Origin of the sequence: Sphingomonas oligophenolica (assembly GCF_006438955.1) — a bacterium.
Taxonomy (GTDB): domain Bacteria; phylum Pseudomonadota; class Alphaproteobacteria; order Sphingomonadales; family Sphingomonadaceae; genus Sphingomonas; species Sphingomonas oligophenolica_A.
Window position 1 is genome coordinate 125,373 of record NZ_RCZK01000003.1, and the last position, 21,879, is coordinate 147,251.

Here is a 21,879-nt window from a genome sequence, read left to right on the forward strand (position 1 = left end):
TGCCGCACGATCGAATAGACGGCAGTTTGCGGGACGATAGACCCCGGAACAAGTCCGGGGTGACGGAGGGGACGCTGATGCTGCGTAAAATCGGAATCGGCGTATTTGTCGTCATCGTCGTGGTCCTGATCGGCCTCGCGACGTGGGAGCCGTTGACCGCGCATCGCGTCGCCGCGCCGCCCGCGCACCGCTACGACAGCGTCATCGCGCGCGACGATTTCGGGGTGCCGCATATCTTCGGGAAGACCGATCCCGACGTCGCCTATGGCATCGGCTACGCGCATGCCGAGGACGATTTTTGGACGCTGCAGCAGGTGCTCGCGATGGTGCGTGGGCGCGAGGGGGCGTTGCTGGGGGGCGACGGCGCGAAGATCGATTTCGCCGCGCATCTGCTCGGTGCGCGCACCACGGTCGATCGCGATTACATGAAGCAGCCCGCCGACGTGCGGCTGCTGCTCGACGGTTATGCGAGCGGCGTCAACGCCTATGCGCGGCGGCATCCGGGGGAAGTGAAGCTCGCCAAGCTGTTCCCGGTCGACGGGCGCGATGTCGCAACCGGGTTCGTGGTGCGATCGCCGTTCTTCTATGGCCTCGATGGCGTGCTCGGCGCGCTGGTCGGCAACAAGCCGTTGCCGCCCGAGACCGCGGGGGCGGTGCCCGACGCGCCCGATCCGGCGGTGCTGCCCGCCGAGGGGACTATGAACGGATCAAACGCGTTCGTCGTCGCCCCGAAGCGATCGGCGGACGGGTTCACCCGGCTGGTGTCGAATTCGCACCAGCCGTGGTCGGGGGGCGAGGCATGGTACGAACTTGTGGTCCATTCTGGTCAGGGCTGGGATTTCGCGGGTGCGACCTTTCCCGGCGCGCCCTATCCGTTGCTCGGGCATAACCGCACGCTGGGTTGGACCAACACCGTCGACCGCCCCGATGTGGTCGATATCTACAAGCTGACGCTCAACAAGGCGGGCGATGCCTATCGGTTCGACGGGCGGTGGCGGACGCTCGAAACGCAGCGGGTGTGGTTGCCGGTGAAATTATGGGGGCCATTCGTCCTGCCGGTGCCCAAGACACTCTATCGCAGCATCCAGGGGCCGGTGATCGTCAACGACAGCGGCGCCTATGCGATTCGCTACGGCGGCGCGGACCAGCTCAGGATGGTCGAGCAATATTACCGGCTCAATCGCGCGCACAATGGGAGCGAATGGAGCGCGGCGATGGCGTTGCGCGGGGTGCCGGGGACGAACTTCCTCTACGCCGACGCGACCGGGCGGATCGCCTATGTCTACAATGCGAGCTTTCCCAACCGGAAACCGGGCTATGATTACGCGCATGTCCTGCCGGGCGACACCTCGGCGGATTATGCGCCGGGGACGGTGGCCTATGCGGCGTATCCCAAGAACATCGATCCACGATCGGGCTTCCTGATCAACGCCAACAACACGCCGTATCAGGCGGCGGGCGCGGGGAGCGAGATCGCGCCGCAGCCACCGTTGCTGGGGGTTGAGACCGACACCACCAACCGCGGCACCCGCGCGCTCGAACTGATGGGCGCGGATCGATCGATCAGCGCCGCCGACCTGTACGGCATCAAATATGATACCGGCATTGCGCGCGACGGGTGGGCGGGACGCTGGTTCCGCGACATCATGGCGGCACCCGATCGCGGCGATGCCGGGGTGCGGGCGGCCAAGGCGGTGCTCGCGAAATGGGACTGGAACCTCGACGGGCGTGGCCCCGCCGATGCGATGGCCGCGATCCTGATGCGCGCGGGGCAGAAATGGCATTACCAGCGGCAGCCCGAACTCGATCCGCATGACGAACTCGCCAAGGCGGCGGCGTATCTGAAGGAGCATTTCGGGCGGATCGACGTGCCGCTCGGCACCGTATTGCGGTTGCGCCACGGGAAAGTCGACTTGCCGATGGACGGCGGGCCAGAGGTGCTGCGCGCGGCGTCGTTGTGGGACGAGGCCCCCGACGGGCGGCTGGTGGTGAAGCATGGCGACAGCTTCATCATGTTCATGGCGTGGGACCGGCAGGGGCGTGTGTCGTCACGCTCGATCCAGCCATATGGCGCGGCGACGACGCGGCCGGATTCGCCGCATTATGCCGATCAGGCGCCGTTGTTCGTCAAGCATCAATTGAAGCCGGTATGGTTCTATCCTGCTGATCTGAAGCAACATGTCGAGCGGGTTTATCGACCCTGACCCGGTTGCCGGTTCGGATTCCGCTGCTATAGTCCGATAGTACAGTATAAAAAACGGGGATGTTCATGACGAAGACGATCGCGCTCGCCAGTGTTGCTTTGCTGGCGCTGACCGCGCCGCTCGCGGCGCAGACGGCCAAGAACGCGGCTGGCACGACGACCGCTGCCACGCTGCCGCAGGGTGCGCCGGTCGCGGCGCTCGTCCGCGACATCGACATTCCCTATCAGCAGTTCACGCTGAAAAACGGGCTGCGCGTCGTCGTCCACACCGATCGCAAGGCTCCCGTCGTCGCGGTGTCGGTGTGGTATCATATCGGGTCGAAGGACGAGCCCAAGGGCCGTACCGGATTCGCGCATCTGTTCGAACATCTGATGTTCGGCGGCTCCGAGAACAGTGACCAGAGCTGGTTCCAGCCGATGCAGGCGATCGGCGCGACCGGGCTGAACGGCACGACCTATTTCGACCGGACCAATTATTTCGAGACGGTACCGCGCGGCGCGCTCGATACCGCGCTGTTTCTCGAAAGCGACCGGATGGGGCATCTGCTCGGCGCGGTGACGCAATCGAAGCTCGATATCCAGCGCGGCGTCGTCCAGAACGAGAAGCGCGGCAACGACAACCAGCCCGGCGGCCTGGTCAACTACAAGGTGCTCGAAACGCTGTTCCCCGACGGGCATCCGTACCAGCATTCGACGATTGGCTCGATGGCCGACCTCGACACCGCGAGCCTGGCCGACGTAAAGGGCTGGTTTCGCCAGCATTACGGGCCGAACAACGCGGTGCTGGTGCTGGCGGGCGACATCGACGTCGCCGCGGCGCGCCCGCTGGTCGAGAAATATTTCGGCGACATCCCGATGGGGCCGAAGAACGAGCCGACGCTGGCGGCGGTACCGACGCTGAAGCAGCGCATCGACCTGACGTTCAAGGACCAGGTCGCGAACACCACGGTAACGCGGACCTGGGCGATTCCGGGCATGCTCGACAAGGACGCCCCCGCGCTCGACGTGGCGGCGAGCATCATCGGCGGGCTCGACAGCAGCCGACTCGAAACGTCGCTGGTGCGCGGTAGCAAGATGGCGGTCAGCGTCTCGGCGGGGGCGCAGTCGTTCGAGCGCGTCGGTCGATTCGTCGTCAGCGCGGTGGTGACCCCGGGGCAGGACCCCAAGGCGGTCGGCGCGGCGATCGACGCTGCGGTCGCCGACTTCATCCGGACCGGGCCGACCGAGGCGGAATTGCGGCGTGCCAAGACCAGCGACATCGCGCAGACGATCCGCGGGCTTGAGGAGGTCGGCGGGTTCGGCGGCAAGGCGGTCGCGCTGGCGACCGGCGCGGTCTATGCCGATGATCCCGGCTTCGCGAAAAAGCAGCTCGCGGCCGAGGCGGCACTGACTCCGGCGCAGGTCAAGGCGGCGGCGGCGAAATGGCTGTCGCGCCCGGTGCTCGCCTACACGCTCGAACCCGGCGAGCGCGGCGCGTATCAGGAAGCCGCCAGCGTGACTGCGGGCAACCAGGCGGCGAGTGCGCCGATGAAGGCCGCGCCGGGGGCCGAAGGTCCGGCACCCGTCGCGCGGGGCGCGATTCCGACGCCGACGATGACCGCCGACCTGCAGTTCCCGACGATCGAGCACGCCAAGCTGGCGAACGGCATCGAGGTCGCATTCGCGCGTCGCGCGGCGGTGCCCGTCGTCAACGTCGCGATCGATTTCGACGCGGGAAATGCCGCCGATCCCAAGAGCAAGCTCGGCACCCAGGCGCTGATGCTCAAGCTGCTCAAACAGGGCACCGATCGCTACAACTCGGAACAGATCGCGCAGGCCGAGGAGAACCTCGGCGCGAACATCAGCGCTAGCGCGACGATGGACCGGACCAAGGTCGAGCTGTCGGCGCTCACCCCGAACCTTGCCGCCTCACTCGACCTGATGGCGGGAATCGTCCGCGACGCCGCGTTCCGCCCCGCGGATATCGAGCGGGTGCGCGGGCAGCAGCTCGCGAGCATCGCGGCGGAGACCAAGCAGCCGGTGCCGCTGGCGCTGCGCGTGCTGCCGCCGATCCTGTACGGCGCGAAGAGCCCCTATGGCGTGCCGTTCACCGGCACCGGCAATCCCGCCGCGGTCGCGTCGGTGACGCAGGGCGACATCAAGGCGTTCCAGAACGACTGGCTGCGCCCCGACAAGGCCAAGATCTTCGTCGTCGGCGATACCGCTCTCAAGACGCTGATGCCGCTGCTCGAAAAGAGCTTCGGCGACTGGCGCGCGAGCGGCACCGCACCGACCAAGGATTTTTCGGGCACGCTGCCCGAATCCAAGGGTCGAATCGTCGTCATCGACCGGCCCAACACGCCGCAATCGCTGATTTTCGCAGGCGTGCTGACGCCTGAAAAGGGGACCGACGATCTGGTCCCGCTCGACCAGGCGAACGACGTGCTCGGCGGTAGCTTCCTGTCACGGCTTAATATGGACCTGCGCGAAACCAAACATTGGTCCTATGGCGTCCAGGGGCTGCTCTTCACGGTGCAGCATACCGTGCCGTACATGATCTACGCGCCGGTGCAGGCCGACCAGACCGGGCCGTCGATCGCGGCGCTGCGTGGCCAGATCGCGAGCTTCATCGGCGATAAAGGCGTGACGCCTGCCGAACTCACGCGAACGATCTCGGGATCGATCAACGAGCTGCCCGGGCGCTTCGAATCGGGGTCGGCGGTGCTGTCCGCGATGGAGAGCAACGACGTCTATGGCCGCCCCGACGATTATTACACCAAGCTGCCCGGTCGGCTGCGCGCGCTGACCACGAGCGAACTCGACGCGGCGGCGAAATCGGCGATCGATCCGGCCAAGATCACCTGGGTCGTGATCGGCGACAGTGCCAAGATCAAGCCGCAGCTTGACACGCTGGGGCTGCCGGTCGAGGTGTTGCCCGCCGCCGCGGTGATGGGCGGCAAGTGATTTTCAAGCCACTGGAGAGAATGTGATGGCGGACGTCGACGGCACCTGGGATTGCGTGGTCAAATCGCCCTTGGGCGACCAGAAGATGACGCTGACGGTGAAGACCGCGGGCGACAAATGGTCGGGCACCGTCTCGGGCGCGATGGGATCGAGCGATCTGGGCGGTGACGCCGACGGCGAGACGATCAGCTGGAAGCAGCAGATGACGGTGCCGATGCCGATGACGCTCGATTGCAAGGCGACCGCCGATGGCGACACGATGACCGGGACGGTCGGCGCGGGCGCGTTCGGCAGCTTTCCGCTGAACGGCACGCGGGTCGGCTGAGCCGCGATCCGATGACATGATCTGACGGCCCGTCGCTCTTACCCGGAGCGGCGGGCCGTTTTCGTTGGGGGATAAACCGATGATCCGTACATTGTTCTCCGCCTGCGCGGTGCTCGCGCTCGCTAGCCCTGCGATCGTTGGGCCTGCGCTGGCGCAATCGCGCTACGACGAGCGGCCCGCCACGCTCCAGATCCCGACCGCGGGGATGAATTACACGCGGCGCATCGTCGATATCCCGATGCGCGACGGGGTGAAGCTCCACACCGTGATCCTGACGCCGAGCGGTGCGATCGACGCCGCAATGCTGCTGACGCGAACGCCGTACAATGCCGAGAAACTGTCGCGGAATAGCAATTCGGGCGATCTCGGCACCGCGCTCTACGGCTATGACAACGCGACCGACGTGATCGTCGACGGCGGCTATATCCGCGTCATCCAGGACGTGCGCGGGATGTACGGGTCGCAGGGTATCTACATGATGAACCCTTCGCCCGCGGGGACCAAGTACAATCCGACCAAGACCGACGATTCGACCGACGCCTACGACACGATCGACTGGCTGGTGAAGAACGTGAAGCAATCGAACGGGCGCGTCGGCGTGATCGGCATCTCATACGACGGCTACGAGGCGCTGACCCCGCTGATCCACCCGCACCCCGCGCTGAAGGTCGCGGTGCCGATGAACCCGATGGTCGACGGGTGGCGTGGCGACGACTGGTTCCACAATGGCGCGTTCCGCCAGTTCGGACTCAGCTATATCTGGGAACAGATCGCGAGCCGCGATGTCAGCGTGCCATGGGTGGCGAGCGTCGAGGACCAGTACGACCTCTATCTGCGCGCGGGATCGGCGGGGGCGCTGGCGAAGCAGCAGGGGCTCGACCAGATCGGATTCTGGAACAAGGTCGCCGCGCACCCGGCGTATGACGATTTCTGGCAGAATCAGGCGATGGACACGCTGCTCGCCAAGGAACCGCTCACGGTTCCGGTGATGCTGGTCCATTCGCTGTGGGATCAGGAGGATATCTACGGCGCGACCGCGGTCTATCGCGCGCTCGAGCCCAAGGATGCCAACAACGACATGGTCTATCTGTCGATGGGGCCGTGGCATCATGGCCAGGAGATCGCCGACGGATCGCATCTCGGCGCGATCGACTGGGGCAGCGATACCGCCAAATGGTGGCGCGGCCACGTGCTTGCGCCGTTCCTCGCGCACTATCTCAAGGACCAGCCGATGGATGTCGCGCCGGTGACCGCGTTCGAGAGCGGCACCGACGAATGGCAGCGGCTGCAGGCGTGGCCCGCCGCGCCCGCGACGACGCCGCTGTATCTTCAGCCCGGCGGGGCGCTCGGCTTCACCGCGGCGAGCGGCGCGGCGACCGCGGATTATGTCAGCGATCCCGCGCATCCGGTGCTCTACGAACAGCGGCCCAACGCGCCGCAGGGCTATGACAACAACCCGTGGCCGACCTGGCTCGCCGATGATCAGCGCGCGGTGTCGACCCGCCCCGACGTGCTGACCTTTACCGGCCCCGTGCTGACCGCGCCGATTACGATCGCGGGGCAACCGACGGTTCATCTGACCGCGTCGACGAGCGGGACCGATAGCGATTGGGTGGTCAAGCTGATCGACGTCTATCCCGATCAGGTGCCGAGCGACCGCAAAATGGGCGGGTATCAATTGGCGGTCGCCATGGACATTTTCCGCGGGCGGTATCGCGAGAGTTTGAGCGAGGCGAAGCCGATCGCTGCTGGCCAGCCGCTGGCCTATCAATGGGCGCTGCCGACAACCAACCATGTGTTCCTGCCGGGGCACCGGATCATGGTGCAGGTCCAGTCGAGCTGGTTCCCGCTCTACGACCGCAACCCGCAGCGCTTCGTGCCGAACATCATGTTCGCGAAACCCGGCGATTACGTGAAGGCGACCCAGCAGGTGACGGTGGCGGGGCCGAATGCGAGCTATGTGGCGTTGCCGGTGGTGAAATAGCAGATAATCCTCCCCTTGGTGGGGAGGATCATCTCATCCTAGCGCGGACAGCTTTTCTTCCGCCTGCCGATCGAGGTCGGCACGCGACATCTTCTCGCTCGCGGTCTTGAGCTGGCCGCACGCCGCGTCGATGTCGCGCCCGCGGGGGGTGCGGATCGGGGCGGATATGCCCGCTGCGAAGATGATGTTCGAAAATGCGCGCACCCGTTCCGGGGTCGAGGTGTCGTAGGGCGCGCCGGGCCACGGATTGAACGGGATCAGGTTGACCTTGGCGGGCAACTGATAGTGTTTGATCAACCGGACGAGCTCGTGCGCTTCGGCATCGCTGTCGTTCTTGTCGCGCAGCATGACATATTCGAACGTGATCCGCCGCGCGTTGTTCGCGCCGGGATAGTCGGCGCATGCCTGGAGCAGTTCCTCGATCCCGTATTTGCGGTTCAAGGGCACGATCTCGTCGCGGACCTCCTTGGTCACCGCGTGGAGCGACACCGCAAGGTTGACCCCGATCTCCGCGCCCGCGCGCGCCATCATCGGGACGACGCCCGACGTACTGAGCGTGATCCGGCGCTTGCTGAGCGCGAGGCCGTCGCCGTCCATGACGAGTTTGAGCGCGTCGCGGACATTGTCGAAATTGTAGAGCGGCTCGCCCATCCCCATCATCACGATGTTGGTGAGCATCCGGCCTTCGGGGGTCGACGGCCATTCGCCGAGCGCATCGCGCGCCAGCATCACCTGGCCGACGATCTCGGCGGGGGTCAGGTTGCGGACCAGCCGCATCGTGCCGGTATGGCAGAAGCGGCAGTTGAGCGTGCAACCAACCTGGCTCGACACGCATAAGGTGCCCCGATCAGCGTCGGGGATGAAGACCATCTCGTAATCCTGCGCGTCGTCGGACCGGAGCAGCCATTTGCGCGTGCCGTCGGTCGACACCTGCTGCTCGATCACCGCGGGGCGGCTGATGACGAAGCGCTGGTCGAGCCACGGTTGCATCGTCTTGCTGATGTCCGTCATCAACGAAAAATCGGTGACGCCGCGGTTGTAGATCCAGTGGAACAGCTGTTTCGCGCGCAGCTTGGCCTGTTTCGCGTCGAGCTGCGAGGTTTCGAGCGCCATCCTGAGATCGAGCTTCGATAGCCCGAGCAGGTCGATCCGCCCATCGCTGCGCGGCACGAAGGCACGGGGGACGGGCACGGGATCGATATGCCCGGGGATGGGCATCAGGGCCGCGGCGGTCTGCATCGGCGGCACATAGGCGATCCGGGCACGATTTTCCATCTTCGAGCTTCCCGCTCGCGGTGTTCGTGATATGTTCCGATAGTAAGAGTGGAGGATGGTATGATCAGGGGAAGCTGTCTGTGCGGCGCGGTCGCCATCGAGATCGCGGGGACACCGCGCTCGCTGAGCTATTGTCATTGCAGCCGCTGCCGCAAGGCGGAGGGGGTGTTCGCGGCGGTGCTGATCGGGGCGGTTGACGACCTTCGGATCGTGCGGGGCGAGGATCATATCCGTCGCCTTGAGCCGCAAGAGCCATGGACGCATCGGCGTGCCTTCTGCGGGACGTGCGGATCGGCGCTCGGCGAATTGTACGCGGGCGCGACGTACGTCGTCGCGGCGTCGCTGCTCGACGACGATCCGGGAATGCGCCCGACCGCGCATCTCAACGTCGCCTCGAAGCCAGACTGGTATGAGATCGCCGATGATCTGAAAAAGTTCGAGGGGAATTATATCCCCGCTTAGAACGGACGACATTGATCGAACCGTTCGCCTTGAGCCTACCGGGTTCCCATGAAAGTATTACTTTCATGGGGCCGGGTCGAAGGGCGGTGAGTCTTACCGTGCTTCGACAAGCTCAGCACGAACGGGTTTGGGTACGGTCATCGCGCGCGAGGCCGTCACTGGCCCCGGCACGCCAGCGCGGCGGCGTCGATTGCGGTGGCGGCGCCCGATAGTGAATAGACGTCGGCGAAGGGGTGGCCGCCGTCGGCGACCCCCTCGATGCTCATGCTGCGGCCGGAGCGGAGCGCGGCGACGAGCGCGCGGTCGCTGGCGAGATCGGGGGCGAAGGCGTCGCGGCTGTTCGCGACGAGGTCGAAGCGGCGTTCGCCGACGGTGAGCGTGACGCCCGCCGACCGGTCTCGCGTGCGGCTAAGGCGGATGCTGAGCGAATTGCGCAGACCCTTGCCCGGCCAGGTGGCGACGCTCGCAAAGCCGCCACTGTGCCCGCCCGCGGCGATCGGCTGCGCGATCGCGAAGCAACGCGGCGGCGCGGCGTCGCGAAACGCGCCCCAGCGGCGATAGACGCCGATCGTGTCGCGCGCGCTGGACGCGGTCGCGAGGCCGAGCAGCAGCAGCACGAAAAAGGCGGGTTTCATGCCGGGGGCTTCACGCGGGCGCATGACCGGTGCCACGATACGCCACGGTCTCGACGCCGTGTTCGATCATCACCACCGACCCCTGTGGCAGGCCGGGAAGGATGGGGACGCCGAAGTCGGGGTGCGGCGCGGCGCCGGTCAGCATCCCGCGCAGCACGCGGCTCGAAATGCCGTGCATCACGATCAGCCGGTCGCCCTCCTGGTTGGCGGTGTCGGCGAGCCAGCCCGTCAGGCGGCGTGCGATCGCGTGATAATCCTCGCCATCGGGCGCGGGCTGGAGCAGCCCGTCGGGGGTGACGATCGGGCCGATCTCTCCCACCACATCGGCGTAATAGCGCCCGCCCCACGCGCCCATCCCGATCTCGACGAGCCGGTCGTCGGTGCGCGCGGCATGCCAGTCGAGGTCGAGCCGTTCGGCGATCACCGCGAGCGTCTGGAGCGCGCGTCCTGCCGACGACGACCACAGCGTCAGCGGCGGGGATGCGCCGAGCAGGCCGTGCAACGCCGCGCCCATCTCGTCCGCCTGCGCGAACCCCGCGCGGGTCAGCGGAGTGTGCGGGTGATCGCCCTGGAGACGGCGTGCGGCGTTGAAGACGGTCTCGCCGTGGCGCGCGATAAAGTCGCGGCCCTTACGGGCCGTGGGAAAGTCACGCCCTTTGCGCCTGAAGGGCAGTGAAGTGGCTTGGTCCATGGCCCGGTCGTTTCAACCCCCTGTGGCGCAAAAGCAACGGATTTCCGCGTTTATCTGAGGTTCATGCAACCGATCGTGGGGGTCGTTCATTCGACGAACCCGCCCCCGGTTGGGGCAGGATCAACGGAGTAATGTTATGCGTCATGTTTCCATCGCCCTCGCCACCACCGCACTCGCGGTCGGTACGATGTTCGCCGCCCCCGCGGTCGCCCAGACCGCCGAATCGACCTTTACCGGGCCACGCGCGGGCGTGATCCTGGGCTATGACGGGCTGCGTCCGGGTAGTTCCGCCGATTCGAACATCCGTGGCGACCGCCAGTCGGCCGACGGCCTGCTGTACGGCGGCGACTTAGGCTACGACATCGCGTTCGGCAATGTCGTCGTCGGCGCCGAAGGCGAGATCACCGGATCGACCGGCAAGGTCGACAACGACCCGCGCGATCCCAACCAGTTCGGCTATGGCCGCGTGAAGGCGGGGCGCGACCTGTATCTCGGTGGGCGTCTCGGCTATATCGTGACCCCGACGACGATGGTGTACGGCAAGGTCGGCTATACCAATGCGCGGCTCGACCTGACCCGCAACGATACCGTGACGACGACCGGGCAGAGCTTCAACCTCGATGGCTTCCGCGTCGGCGCGGGGGTCGAAAAGGCGCTGTCGCCGCGCACCTATGCGAAGATCGAATACCGCTATTCGAACTACAGCGAGGCACGGCTGGAATATCCCAATGGCACCAACACCAACAATTTTGGGGTCGATACCGATCGTCACCAGGTGGTCGCGGGGGTCGGATTCCGCTTCTGATGCGGGTTTTCCACTGAAAACTGGCGCTTGATGCGCCGGGAGGAGGGGCCGGGCGCTTGCCGCGGCCCCTTCTTCTTGGCTAGAAAACCCGTCGAGTTGCCCCGGCGAGGATTCGTGAGGCGGGCCAGGGGAATAAGCATGAAGGCCACCATCGAACGCGCGACGCTCCTGAAGGGGCTGAGCCATGTCCAGTCGGTGGTGGAGCGTCGCAACACGATTCCGATCCTGTCGAACGTGCTGATCGAGGCGACCGCGGAGGGCGCGCTCCGGATGATGGCGACCGACCTCGACCTGCAGATCAACGAAAGCGTCGCCGCGGCGGTCGATACGCCGGGCTCGACGACGGTCAGCGCGCACACGCTGTTCGATATCGCGCGGAAGCTGCCCGAGGGCGCGCAGGTGTCGCTGACCGCGGCCGAAGGGCGGATGGCCATCGTCGCGGGGCGCGCACGGTTCAGCCTGGGCACGTTGCCGCGCGACGATTTCCCGGTGATCGCGGAAGGCGAGCTGCCGACCCAGTTCGAACTGCCCGCCGAAACGCTGAAGCAGATCATCGACAAGACCCGGTTCGCGATCTCGACCGAAGAGACGCGCTATTACCTCAACGGCATCTTCCTCCACGTCGCCGAAGAGGGCAGCCAGCCGGTGCTGAAGGCGGCGGCGACCGACGGCCACCGCCTCGCGCGCGTCACGATGCCGCGCCCCGATGGCGCGGAAACGATGCCCGACGTCATCGTGCCGCGCAAATGCATCGCGGAATTGAGGAAGCTGCTCGACGAGGTCGACGGGTCGGTCGGCGTGTCGCTGTCACCGACCAAGATCCGCTTCGATCTCGGCAGCGCGATCCTGACCTCGAAGCTGATCGACGGCACCTTTCCCGATTATTCGCGGGTCATCCCGACCGGCAACGACAAGATCCTCAAGATCGATCCGAAGAGCTTCATGGAGGGGGTCGACCGGGTCTCGACGATCGCGACCGAGAAGACCCGCGCGGTGAAGATGGCGCTCGACCGCGACAAGATCACGCTGTCGGTGACGAGCCCCGAAAACGGCACCGCGGCGGAAGAGGTGTCGGGTGAGTATAGCGCGACAGGGTTCGAAATCGGGTTCAACAGCCGCTATCTGCTCGATATCCTGGCGCAGATCGACGGCGACACCGTTGAGGTCCATCTCGCCGACGCCGCCGCGCCGACGCTGATCCGCGAGAACGACAAGGCGCCTGCGCTATATGTGCTGATGCCGATGCGGGTGTGAGTGCCGTCCCCAATCGATCAAGCGCAAGAGACCTCGCAGTTGGGCTCGCCGCAACCGTCGTTATGCTGTCCGTCGGGAGTCTAGCTAGCGTCGTACTCGCGTCTATTTGGCGATGGCAGGGCTTGGACTACGCCCGTCCCGGGGGTTTAGCTCTCGGTGGGCTGCAAGGCGCTGTTGGTGGGCTGTTAACGTTTTGGGCGTGCGAAAAATGGGCGACAGTCCGGGTCGCCCAGATATGGCTAGCTGCTTTCCTTCTCCTAATCGGCTTGGCAATGCTCGTTCTGGGGGTGATCGATATTTGGATGCACAGGATCGATCTCTTGCTATCATGGAAATTGGGTAGTTCGCTGGCATATTTGACTGCGATATTTTTCGTGCGACGCTCCATGTTGGACAGCTCCGCGTAACCCGCGTGATGGTGCGTCACACTTATTGACGGTACACTGCTGATGCGCTATTGACATCCTTGTCAGTAAGGAATTAGCCCATGGCCAAACTTCCCCCCTATCCCGGCACCACCGGGCGTCGCGACTGGAAGACCGCGTTCGCGGCGATCCGCAAGCTGCTCGCCAATGGCGACGACACGACGCAGGTGTTCCGGATCATGCGGGCGCTGAACGTCGGCAACGCGCCGATGAACTATGCCAAGCTGCTCGGCGCACACGAGGGCGGGCGGATCGCGTACGAGCGAGTCGAACTGGCGCAACGGCTGTCCGATCCCGCGTTCGTCGCAGGGTTCGCGCCGGGAACGGTGGGCGCGGCATATCGCGACTGGCTGGCGACGACGGGCTATTCCGCCGACGGGCTGGTCGAGGTCAGCAAGCTCGAACCCGATTCGAACGAGATCCAGCATCCTTATGCCTGGTTCGGGCGGCGCGTGCGCGATAGCCACGACCTTTGGCACGTGCTGACGGGCTACAAGGCCGACGAGAGCATGGGGGAGGCGGCGCTGGTCGCGTTCAGCTACGCGCAGGTCGGGGGGCTCGGCTGGGCGTTCATCGGCACCGCTGCGGCATTGAAGAGCATCAAGGCGACGGGCAGCCGCCTGTTCGCGAAGGCGGTCTGGGAAGGCTATCGCCACGGCAAGAAGGCGAAGTGGGTGTCGGGCGAGGATTACCTGACGCTGCTCGACGAACCGCTCGAGGCGGCGCGTGCGCGGCTCAATATCCAAGAACCGGTCGCGTATAAGCATGCGCAGGCCGTGCTCGGGCCGAAGATGGCGTCCTATATGAGCCAACGTCGCGAGGAGGCTGGCGTCGCCCCCGCAGCGACGCCGCCGATCGATGGCGAACGCATCGCCGCGTGACGGCTGACGCCGCGCGGTAGAAGCCGCTAGAGCGGGCGCGATGATCGCGCGCCTCGTCCTCACCGATTTCCGCAATCACCCCGCGCTGGCGTTGACCCCCTGCGCGGGGTTCGTCTTGCTGACGGGGGAGAATGGTGCGGGCAAGACCAATGTGCTCGAGGCGATCTCGCTGCTCGCGCCGGGCCGCGGGCTCCGGCGCGCGAGCCTGGCCGACATGGCGCGGCAGCGCGGGCCGGGCGGGTTCGGGGTCGCTGCGACGATCGATCCGGCGGGCGGCGGGGTCGAGATCGCGACGGGGACGCTCGCGTCAGCACCCGATCGACGCATCGTCCGCATCCAAGGTGCGGGCGCGACCGCGAATACGCTGGCCGAATGGCTGACGGTGTTGTGGCTGACCCCCGCGATGGACCGGTTGTTCGTCGAGCCCGCGGGCGAACGGCGGCGGTTTCTCGACCGGTTGTCGCTGGCGCTGGCGCCATCGCACGCGCGGCACAGCGCGCGATACGAGGCGGCGATGCGCGCGCGTAACCGGTTGCTGGGCGAGGGCGGCGCGCTCGATGCGGAGTGGCTCGACGCGCTCGAGACGCAGATGGTGGAGCATGGCGCGGCGATCGATGCGGCGCGGCGCGAGACGGTGGCGCTGCTGCGCGAACGCCTCGAGGCGCAACCCGACGGCGCGTTCGCGCGCGCGGGGCTGGCGCTCGAAGGCTGGCGCGGCGAGCCGGGCGAGTTGCGTTCGACCTTGCGCCAGGCGCGCGCGCGCGATGCGGCGGCGGGGCGTGCGCTGGCGGGGCCGCACCGTGTCGACCTCGCGGTGACGCACCTCGGCAAGGGCCAGCCCGCGGCGCTGGCCTCGACCGGCGAGCAAAAGGCGCTGCTGCTCGGAATCGTGCTCGCGCATGCCGATCTAGTTGCCGAGCGGACCGATGCCGCGCCGATCCTGTTGCTCGACGAGGTCGCGGCGCACCTCGATCCAGCGCGGCGCGCGGCGCTGTTCGACCGGCTCGCGGGGCGCGGACAGGTGTGGATGACCGGGACCGAGGCGGCGCTGTTCGCCGATGTCGGCGCGGCGACGCACTACACGCTGCCGATCCCGGCGGTCGGCGCCGCCACGTCGTAACGCCGATCACCAACGGTCGCTATCGCAACACCCCATTGCTCAGCGCTGCGATGAGGGTCTTGCCATCGGCACTGCTCCAGAGCGAGCGCTGCGAGCCGTCGGAGAGTTGTTGTTTTTCCGCCTCGGTCAACCTCATTGGCAGCGGTTTGCCGTCTGGCCCGCGGCGCACGCTCCCCATCGGCAACGACGACATTATCGGCGCGCCCAACGCGCGTGCGCGCACCCTGCCGTTGGCATCGACCAACAAGGTGCAGGGTAATCCCATTCGCCCGGGCCCGGGTGAAAATGCCTCCGCTACGCGCTTGCCCCCATTCGCTTCGATCAAGAGCGGAAGGCCACCAGCGCCCGCCTTGTCGAGTCGGGCCAGCGCGCCGGCGTAGTCCAGCTTTTGCGCACTGGCCGTCAGCACGCTGACAATGTCGAACGTCTCGCCACCATAGGTCCTTTGCAGATCGGCGAGGTCGCGCGCCTCGATCAGGCAGGGTACGCACCATTCGGCCCATAATGTCACGAGCCGGGTTTTGCCGCGCAGCCGCGACAAATCGGTCTTGCCCGCGGCGGTGCGCAAGGCGATCGCTGGGAGCGGCCGGTCGATGGATTGGAATAATTTTGCGAGCGGATTTGCTTCCACCGCAGTTCCGGCGAAAGGAGAAGCGGGTGTTGCCGTGGCAGCGACGGCTGCGTGCCGTCCGAAAGCAAGCTGCACACCGGCAACGCCCGCCCCGATCAGTATTGACCGACGATCAAGCATGTATTCCTCCCTTTGTAGATCAGGAAAAGAATTCGATCGCCGTCGTGAATAGTTGATGAACGCATATGTTCACTGGCGATTCGTCCGCGCGCGAACCCGTGCGGGCAACCGATTCGCCCACGCCATTTCGCTTTCGTTCCGGGGTGCGAAACCCTATATGCTCGGCATGGAAATCACCCCCGAAAGCAACAATCCCAACCTGCCCAATCAGGGCGATTACGGTGCCGATTCGATCAAGGTCCTCAAGGGCCTCGACGCGGTGCGCAAACGTCCCGGCATGTACATCGGCGACACCGACGATGGTTCGGGCCTTCACCATATGGTGTTCGAGGTCTCGGACAATGCGATCGACGAGGCGCTGGCGGGGCATTGCGACCGGATCGACATCGTGTTGAACGCCGACGGATCGGTGTCGGTGACCGACAACGGTCGCGGCATTCCGACCGGCATCCACACCGAGGAGGGCGTATCCGCCGCCGAGGTCATCATGACCCAGCTCCACGCGGGCGGTAAGTTCGAGAACACGTCGGACGACAACGCTTATAAGGTCTCAGGGGGACTTCACGGCGTCGGCGTGTCGGTGGTCAACGCGCTCAGCGAATGGCTCGACCTGACGATCTGGCGCGACGGCGAGGAGCATTACATGCGCTTCGCGTTCGGCGACGCGGTCGCGCCGCTCAAGATCGTCGGCCCCGCCGCGCCGGGGCAGAAGGGCACGCGGGTCACTTTCTTCCCGAGCCCCGCGACGTTCAAGATCACCGATTTCGACTTCGACAAGCTCGAGCACCGCTATCGCGAACTCGCCTTCCTGAATTCTGGCGTGCGGCTGTTCCTCAGCGATGCGCGGCATGAGGAAACCAAGACTGTCGAGCTCTATTACGAAGGCGGGATCGCGGCGTTCGTGAAGTATCTCGATCGCGCCAAGACTCCGCTGATGCCAGACCCGATCGCGATCCACGGCGCGCGCGACGAGGTGACGATCGACGTCGCGCTGGAGTGGAACGACAGTTATTACGAGAACGTCCTCGCCTTCACCAACAACATCCCCCAGCGCGACGGCGGCACGCATCTGGCGGCGTTCCGCGCGGCGCTGACGCGGACGCTCAACAACTACGCCGAGAAATCGGGGATGTTGAAGAAGGAGAAGGTGACGCTGACCGGCGACGACATGCGCGAGGGGCTCACGGCGATCGTGTCGGTCAAGCTGCCCGATCCCAAGTTCTCGTCGCAGACCAAAGACAAACTGGTCAGCTCTGAGGTGCGCCAGCCGCTCGAAAGCCTGATGGCGGACAAGCTGGCCGAATGGCTCGAGGAAAATCCCGCGCACGGCAAGTCGATCGTCGGCAAGATTATCGATGCCGCCGCGGCGCGCGAGGCCGCCAAGCGCGCGCGCGAACTGACCCGGCGCAAGGGCGTGATGGATATCGCTTCGCTGCCCGGTAAGCTCGCCGATTGCCAGGAGCGCGATCCCGCCAAGAGCGAGCTGTTCCTGGTCGAGGGCGATTCGGCGGGCGGTTCGGCGAAACAGGGCCGCGACCGGCATTTTCAGGCGATCCTGCCGCTCCGGGGCAAGATCCTCAACACCGAGCGCGCGCGGTTCGACCGGATGATCGCGAGCCGCGAGATCGGGACGCTGATCCAGGCGATGGGGACGGGGATCGGCCGCGACGATTTCAACGCCGACAAGCTTCGCTACCACAAGATCGTGATCATGACCGACGCCGATGTCGACGGCGCGCATATCCGCACGCTGCTGCTCACCTTCTTCTATCGCCAGATGCCCGAGCTGATCGAGCGCGGGCACCTCTTCATCGCGCAGCCGCCGCTCTACAAGGCGACCAAGGGGCGCTCCGAAGTGTACCTCAAGGACGACGCCGCGATGGACGAGTATCTCGTCGAGGCCGGGGTCGGCGCGCTGATCTTCGAGACCGCGGGGGGACCGCGGACCGGTGCCGATCTCAGGCATCTGGTCGATCACGCAAGGCGGATGCGCAGCCTCGCGCGCTATGTCCCGCGGCGCTACGATTACGGGATCATCGAGGCGATGGCGCTGGGCGGCGTGCTCGACCCCGCGATCGATCGTACCGCGCGCGCCGAGCGGCTGGCGCGCGTCGTCGGCCAGCTCGATGCGGGCGACCAGGATTCGCGCTGGACCGCGACGCTGACCGAAGAAGGCGGCATCCATTTCGAGCGGTTGTGGCGCGGGGTGACCGATCACCACATCGTCGAGGCCTCGTTTCTCGCCTCGGCGGAGGCGCGCAAGCTCCACACGCTGTCGGCGGAACAGGCCGAGACCTATGCCAAGCCCGGCAAGCTCGTCCTTGCCAAGGCGGCGGCTGCCGCCGCGGAAGCGGAGGTGGTGCCAAGCGACGAAGACGGCGACGATGAGGGCGGTGCCGAGCCGGTGACTGCGGCGCGGGGCGAGACGATCGTGTCGCGCCCGAGCCAGTTGCTCGAGGCGGTGCTGATCGCGGGGCGCAAGGGGCTATCGATCCAGCGTTACAAGGGGCTGGGCGAGATGAACGCCGAGCAATTGTGGGAAACCACGCTCGATCCGTCGAACCGAACGATGCTCCGCGTCACCACCGAGGATAGCTCGGCGGCGGACATGATCTTCACGCAGTTGATGGGCGAAGTGGTCGAGCCGCGCCGTGAATTCATTCAGGACAATGCGCTCAACGTCGCCAATCTCGACGTCTGATCGGGGTCAGTAGATCAGCGTGTCGCCCGGGGTGACCGGCGCGGTCGGCGCGACCGTTGCAGGTCGGGGCGCGGCGGCGATGCGGACGGGCGGCGCTGAGACGGGGGACGGGTCGGTGATCGCGATATCGTTCGCCGACGCATCGGGGAACGGATCGTCGGCGAGCGCCTGATCGATCTCGCGTTGCGCGCGGGCGTCGACCGCCTGCCAGTCGCTCGCGGTGTCGCGCAGGGGCATCGGCGCGGGGGCGTATGGTGTGGTCGCGGCAATCCCGGCGGAGGGCAGGAACGTGTCGTCGTGGGTAACAGCTACGGTGTTTTCTGCGTCGGGAGTGGTATCGGCCCAGGCGTTCGGACGGTTCGCCTTGTAGAACGGATCGATCCCACTGACCGCGTAATTGGCGACCAGCAGCCCGCCCGCGATGCTGGCGCACACCCCCCCGATCCCCAGCCAGATCCCCCCGGCGCGACGTCGCTTGCGATCCACGGATCACCTCCCTTCGATACGAAACGCGGGCATTTCAGACTGTTCCGTTTCGGCCCGATAGGATAGGCTATGCCTAAACTGGGAGAGCCGCAATGTCGACGCGCACGATGATCATGCTGCTGGCGGGGGTCGTCACCGCGGCGTGCGCGCCGATGACGCCCGAGAACGCGATGGCGACCGCGCCGCAGGCGGGCATCGAGGCGGCACTGGCCGATCCCGCGCGTGCCGACCAGCGCGATGACGACGCCCGGCGCAAGGCCGCCGAGGTGCTCGCCTTTTCGGGGGTGAAGCGCGGCGATATCGTCGTCGATTTCTTCCCGGGCAGCGGCTATTGGACGCGGATATTTTCCGGCATTGTCGGTGCGCGCGGGCATGTCTATGCCGACTGGCCCGCCGCGGGGGCCAAATATGCGACCAAGGCGCGTCCCGCGCTGGAGACGCGCGGCCTCGCCAATGTGACGACGGAGGTGTTGCCGACCGACGTGCCGACCGCGCCGGTGCCGGTCGATCTGTTCTGGACCGTCCAGAATTATCACGATCTTGCCAATAATGGCGGCGGGGAAGCCGCGCTGATGGCGTTCGATCGCGGGGTGTATCGCCTGCTGAGGAAGGGCGGCACTTATGTGGTGATCGATCACGTCGATGCGGCAGGCACCGGCCTTTCGGGGACCGATACGCGCCACCGGATCGATCCCGCGGCGGTGCGGCGCCAGGTCGAGGCGGCGGGGTTCCGCTTCGTTGGCGAATCGCCGGTGCTGCGCAACCCGGCGGACGATCACACCCTGACGGTGTTCGACCCCGCGATCCGGGGGCACACCGACCAGTTCGTTTACAAGTTCCGCAAACCCTAAAGCAGCAGTTCCTGTGCGCTGGCGCGGCCGACATTGCCGCCGCCGCGGCGGCGGTCCATCTCGTGGTTGGCGGTGAAGCGGATGTCGGGATCGCGATCGGTGAGAAACGCCATCAGCGTGTCATGGTCCAGCTCGCGCCACTCCTTGCCACGATCGGGGCCGTAGCGGACCCGCGGGATCAGCCCCGGGGTGCGCGACCAGTCGAGCAACTGCGCGAGGCTCGCCTCGTTGAGTTGATCGCGCAGGTGGAAGGCGGTGACATAGGCGTCGGGGAAGGCGCGGTGGATCGGCAGGCCGCGGTCATGGTCGAGCCCCTGCGGTTTGCGCCAATAACGCAGCACCTGGTTCGAGAAGCTGGGGCTGTCGGGCCAGAGCCGCAGCGCGCATTTCCAGGTGCAGATCCACTCGGCACCATGGGTAAGGTTCGGCGTGCAGAATTGCTGTTCGAAATCGGCGCGGTGCGCGGCGAGCGCGAGGCGGCGGGGATAGGGATCGAGCACGCGGCGCGCGACATCGTGCCACCACGGCGCGTCGGCGACCTGTTCGTCGAGGATGTGGTGGATCGCCTGGGTGATCGGCGGAATCGCGCGACCGGGATTGACCAAGATGCTGCCTCCCTCGCCCTCCAGCTCCCAGCGACCGTCGGGCTGCAACGCGACATCCTGCCACCCGATCTCGCACACGCCGTGCGCGGGGGGTGCATTGCCGGTGGTTTCGAGGTCGATGACGCGGACGATCTGCGGGGTGGGGGGAGCCATAAGCCGCCGACATGGGCGTTGCGGGGTGGAATATCCAGCACGGGGATATTCGGTGCGCGGATCAGCGCCAGCCGTCCTCGCTATCGACGTCGAGTTCGCGGACGCCGCGCAACTGGCGCGCGCGATCGACCAATTTGCGCAATCCTTCGCGGCGTTCGCGCGCGGCGGGGACGTCGCGCAGCACGAACGCGGCGTGACCGGTGGTGCGGTCGGTCGAGGTGATCGTGATCGTGCCGATATCCGCGATCTGGTTGATCAGCGAATAATCGACGCGGACATCCTTGACCCGGTAGAGTTCGATCTCGTCGATCGATTTCATGATCAGCCCGCGCTTCACGATCAGCCGCTGGTCGGTGATGTCATAGGTCGCGGCGCGGTTTTGCAGCCAGCGGACGGCGATGATGATCAGCCCCACCCCGATCAGGCAGGAGAGGAGCGTGAGCCAGCCGTAGAAGCTGCCGATCAGCCAGCGTTCGGTGCTGGATCGGAAGCTGTCGACCTTGCGTTCTGGGGTATAGCTGCCGGGCATCGAGATGATGGTAATGGCGAATGGCGGGGGATGCCAGAGGCAGGGTGCCGCCACATCCGCTCGATTGGACGGCTTCCGCTCACCCCGTCTCGCCATCCCCGCGGTATTTCATTTCCAGATACCGCCCGCGGGTCGCCAGGCTGTCGAGGTCGCCCTGCGCCAGCCGTTCGGTCATGTCCGCAATTTCGCGTTCGATCAGCGTCAGCCCGTCGACCAGTTCGGCATCCGGCGTCTTGCCGTTGCGCGCGGTCGTGCGGAGTGTGGCGGGAACCTGCGCATAGTCGTTGACGAACGCGGGGAGCTGTTCGCCGATCAGGCGGCGCAGTTCGAACGCCGCTTCGGTGTCGGGGTCGATCTTGCCGAGCTGTGGCGACAGCACCGCGAGCCGCGCCGCGATCTTCTCCGCCACCCCGCGCGCCGCCGCAGGGAGCGTCTGGCGCTGCGCGGCGAGCCAGCGCTGGGTCTGCGCGGGAAGCACCTTGATATCCGCGGTTCGCAGTTTTTCGGGCGGCGGCGGCGCGCGATCCTCGGCGGGCCACACCGCCAGCGTCACCGTCGCCGCTACCAGCAGCGCCATGAAGAACAGCGCGCCCATAATTCCGAGCGGCAGGAACATGCCGATCACCACCGCCGCGACCAGAATCGCGGCGTCGACGATCGCGATTCGCGTCAACCGCTTGCCGATCGCCTGGGTCGCCTTCGCGCGGCGCTCGGTCGGCGCGAACAGCCCGTCGTCGGCGCTACTGATCCTGGCCCAGGACGAGCGGGCGGCGGCGATCGCGTCGTCGACCTCACTCACG

At 66.2% G+C, this 21,879-nt stretch carries 19 protein-coding genes; 11 read left to right on the top strand and 8 right to left on the bottom strand.

Going from position 1 to position 21,879, the window contains the following annotated elements:
* Positions 1 to 77 precede the first annotated feature (77 nt).
* The 4 genes from EAH84_RS05280 (at position 78) to EAH84_RS05295 (ending at position 7,455) form a co-directional block, all read left to right on the top strand.
* Entirely contained in the window at positions 78 to 2,204 is a 2,127-nt protein-coding gene (locus tag EAH84_RS05280) for a penicillin acylase family protein (protein WP_194150358.1), read from the top strand.
* 65 nt (positions 2,205 to 2,269) lie between these two features.
* A complete protein-coding gene (locus EAH84_RS05285; protein ID WP_140868823.1) occupies positions 2,270 to 5,146 on the top strand; it encodes a M16 family metallopeptidase in 2,877 nt (958 codons plus the stop codon).
* A gap of 25 nt (positions 5,147 to 5,171) precedes the next feature.
* Positions 5,172 to 5,471 (top strand): hypothetical protein, encoded by a 300-nt coding sequence (locus tag EAH84_RS05290; protein ID WP_140868825.1) that lies wholly within the window; start codon positions 5,172 to 5,174, stop codon positions 5,469 to 5,471.
* A 79-nt stretch (positions 5,472 to 5,550) separates the two neighbouring features.
* A complete protein-coding gene (locus EAH84_RS05295) occupies positions 5,551 to 7,455 on the top strand; it encodes a CocE/NonD family hydrolase (RefSeq protein WP_140868827.1) in 1,905 nt (634 codons plus the stop codon).
* 33 nt (positions 7,456 to 7,488) lie between these two features.
* On the opposite strand, the gene rlmN is transcribed toward EAH84_RS05295, so the two are convergent.
* Positions 7,489 to 8,730 (bottom strand): 23S rRNA (adenine(2503)-C(2))-methyltransferase RlmN, encoded by a 1,242-nt coding sequence (rlmN, locus tag EAH84_RS05300; protein WP_140868829.1) that lies wholly within the window; start codon positions 8,728 to 8,730, stop codon positions 7,489 to 7,491.
* Between the two features lie 60 nt (positions 8,731 to 8,790).
* Here rlmN and EAH84_RS05305 point away from each other — a divergent pair, with 60 nt between their 5' ends.
* Positions 8,791 to 9,192: a GFA family protein gene (locus EAH84_RS05305; protein ID WP_140868831.1), complete on the top strand. Its 402-nt coding sequence runs from the start codon at positions 8,791 to 8,793 to the stop codon at positions 9,190 to 9,192.
* A 155-nt stretch (positions 9,193 to 9,347) separates the two neighbouring features.
* Here EAH84_RS05305 and EAH84_RS05310 read toward each other — a convergent pair whose 3' ends face one another.
* Together EAH84_RS05310 and EAH84_RS05315 are read right to left on the bottom strand one after the other, a co-directional pair.
* Positions 9,348 to 9,827 carry an invasion associated locus B family protein gene (locus EAH84_RS05310; protein WP_140868834.1) on the bottom strand — a complete coding sequence of 160 codons (480 nt, stop codon included), beginning with the start codon at positions 9,825 to 9,827 and terminating at the stop codon, positions 9,348 to 9,350.
* Positions 9,828 to 9,837: 10 nt separating this feature from the next.
* Entirely contained in the window at positions 9,838 to 10,518 is a 681-nt protein-coding gene (locus tag EAH84_RS05315; protein WP_140868837.1) for a histidine phosphatase family protein, read from the bottom strand.
* 136 nt (positions 10,519 to 10,654) lie between these two features.
* On the opposite strand from EAH84_RS05315, the gene EAH84_RS05320 reads away from it, so the two are divergent.
* From EAH84_RS05320 to recF, 4 genes are all read left to right on the top strand, one after another.
* Positions 10,655 to 11,323, top strand: a complete 669-nt coding sequence (locus EAH84_RS05320) for an outer membrane protein (RefSeq protein WP_140868840.1) — start codon at positions 10,655 to 10,657, stop codon at positions 11,321 to 11,323.
* A gap of 138 nt (positions 11,324 to 11,461) precedes the next feature.
* Positions 11,462 to 12,577, top strand: a complete 1,116-nt coding sequence (gene dnaN / locus EAH84_RS05325; protein ID WP_140868842.1) for a DNA polymerase III subunit beta — start codon at positions 11,462 to 11,464, stop codon at positions 12,575 to 12,577.
* A 487-nt stretch (positions 12,578 to 13,064) separates the two neighbouring features.
* Positions 13,065 to 13,883: a Coq4 family protein gene (locus EAH84_RS05330; protein WP_140868846.1), complete on the top strand. Its 819-nt coding sequence runs from the start codon at positions 13,065 to 13,067 to the stop codon at positions 13,881 to 13,883.
* A gap of 40 nt (positions 13,884 to 13,923) precedes the next feature.
* Positions 13,924 to 15,003, top strand: coding sequence for a DNA replication/repair protein RecF (recF, locus tag EAH84_RS05335; protein WP_140868850.1), 1,080 nt, complete (start codon positions 13,924 to 13,926; stop codon positions 15,001 to 15,003).
* Positions 15,004 to 15,022: 19 nt separating this feature from the next.
* On the opposite strand, the gene EAH84_RS05340 is transcribed toward recF, so the two are convergent.
* Positions 15,023 to 15,754: a TlpA family protein disulfide reductase gene (locus EAH84_RS05340; RefSeq protein WP_140868853.1), complete on the bottom strand. Its 732-nt coding sequence runs from the start codon at positions 15,752 to 15,754 to the stop codon at positions 15,023 to 15,025.
* A 166-nt stretch (positions 15,755 to 15,920) separates the two neighbouring features.
* Between EAH84_RS05340 and gyrB the strand changes: the two genes are divergently transcribed.
* Positions 15,921 to 18,455 carry a DNA topoisomerase (ATP-hydrolyzing) subunit B gene (gene gyrB, locus EAH84_RS05345; protein WP_140869274.1) on the top strand — a complete coding sequence of 845 codons (2,535 nt, stop codon included), beginning with the start codon at positions 15,921 to 15,923 and terminating at the stop codon, positions 18,453 to 18,455.
* Positions 18,456 to 18,461: 6 nt separating this feature from the next.
* On the opposite strand, the gene EAH84_RS05350 is transcribed toward gyrB, so the two are convergent.
* Complete coding sequence (locus EAH84_RS05350) at positions 18,462 to 18,941, bottom strand: hypothetical protein (protein ID WP_140868855.1); 480 nt, start codon at positions 18,939 to 18,941, stop codon at positions 18,462 to 18,464.
* A 92-nt stretch (positions 18,942 to 19,033) separates the two neighbouring features.
* Between EAH84_RS05350 and EAH84_RS05355 the strand changes: the two genes are divergently transcribed.
* Entirely contained in the window at positions 19,034 to 19,792 is a 759-nt protein-coding gene (locus tag EAH84_RS05355) for a class I SAM-dependent methyltransferase (RefSeq protein ID WP_140868858.1), read from the top strand.
* Here EAH84_RS05355 and EAH84_RS05360 read toward each other — a convergent pair.
* The 3 genes from EAH84_RS05360 to EAH84_RS05370 all read right to left on the bottom strand — a co-directional run bounded on the left by EAH84_RS05360 (position 19,789) and on the right by EAH84_RS05370 (position 21,878).
* Positions 19,789 to 20,550 carry an exonuclease domain-containing protein gene (locus EAH84_RS05360; RefSeq protein ID WP_140868861.1) on the bottom strand — a complete coding sequence of 254 codons (762 nt, stop codon included), beginning with the start codon at positions 20,548 to 20,550 and terminating at the stop codon, positions 19,789 to 19,791. The two genes, EAH84_RS05355 and EAH84_RS05360, sit on opposite strands and share 4 nt — an antisense overlap.
* Before the next feature lie 61 nt (positions 20,551 to 20,611).
* Positions 20,612 to 21,133 carry a PH domain-containing protein gene (locus EAH84_RS05365; protein WP_241656477.1) on the bottom strand — a complete coding sequence of 174 codons (522 nt, stop codon included), beginning with the start codon at positions 21,131 to 21,133 and terminating at the stop codon, positions 20,612 to 20,614.
* Between the two features lie 25 nt (positions 21,134 to 21,158).
* Positions 21,159 to 21,878 (bottom strand): hypothetical protein, encoded by a 720-nt coding sequence (locus EAH84_RS05370; protein WP_140868864.1) that lies wholly within the window; start codon positions 21,876 to 21,878, stop codon positions 21,159 to 21,161.
* Between the last annotated feature and the right edge of the window lies 1 nt (position 21,879).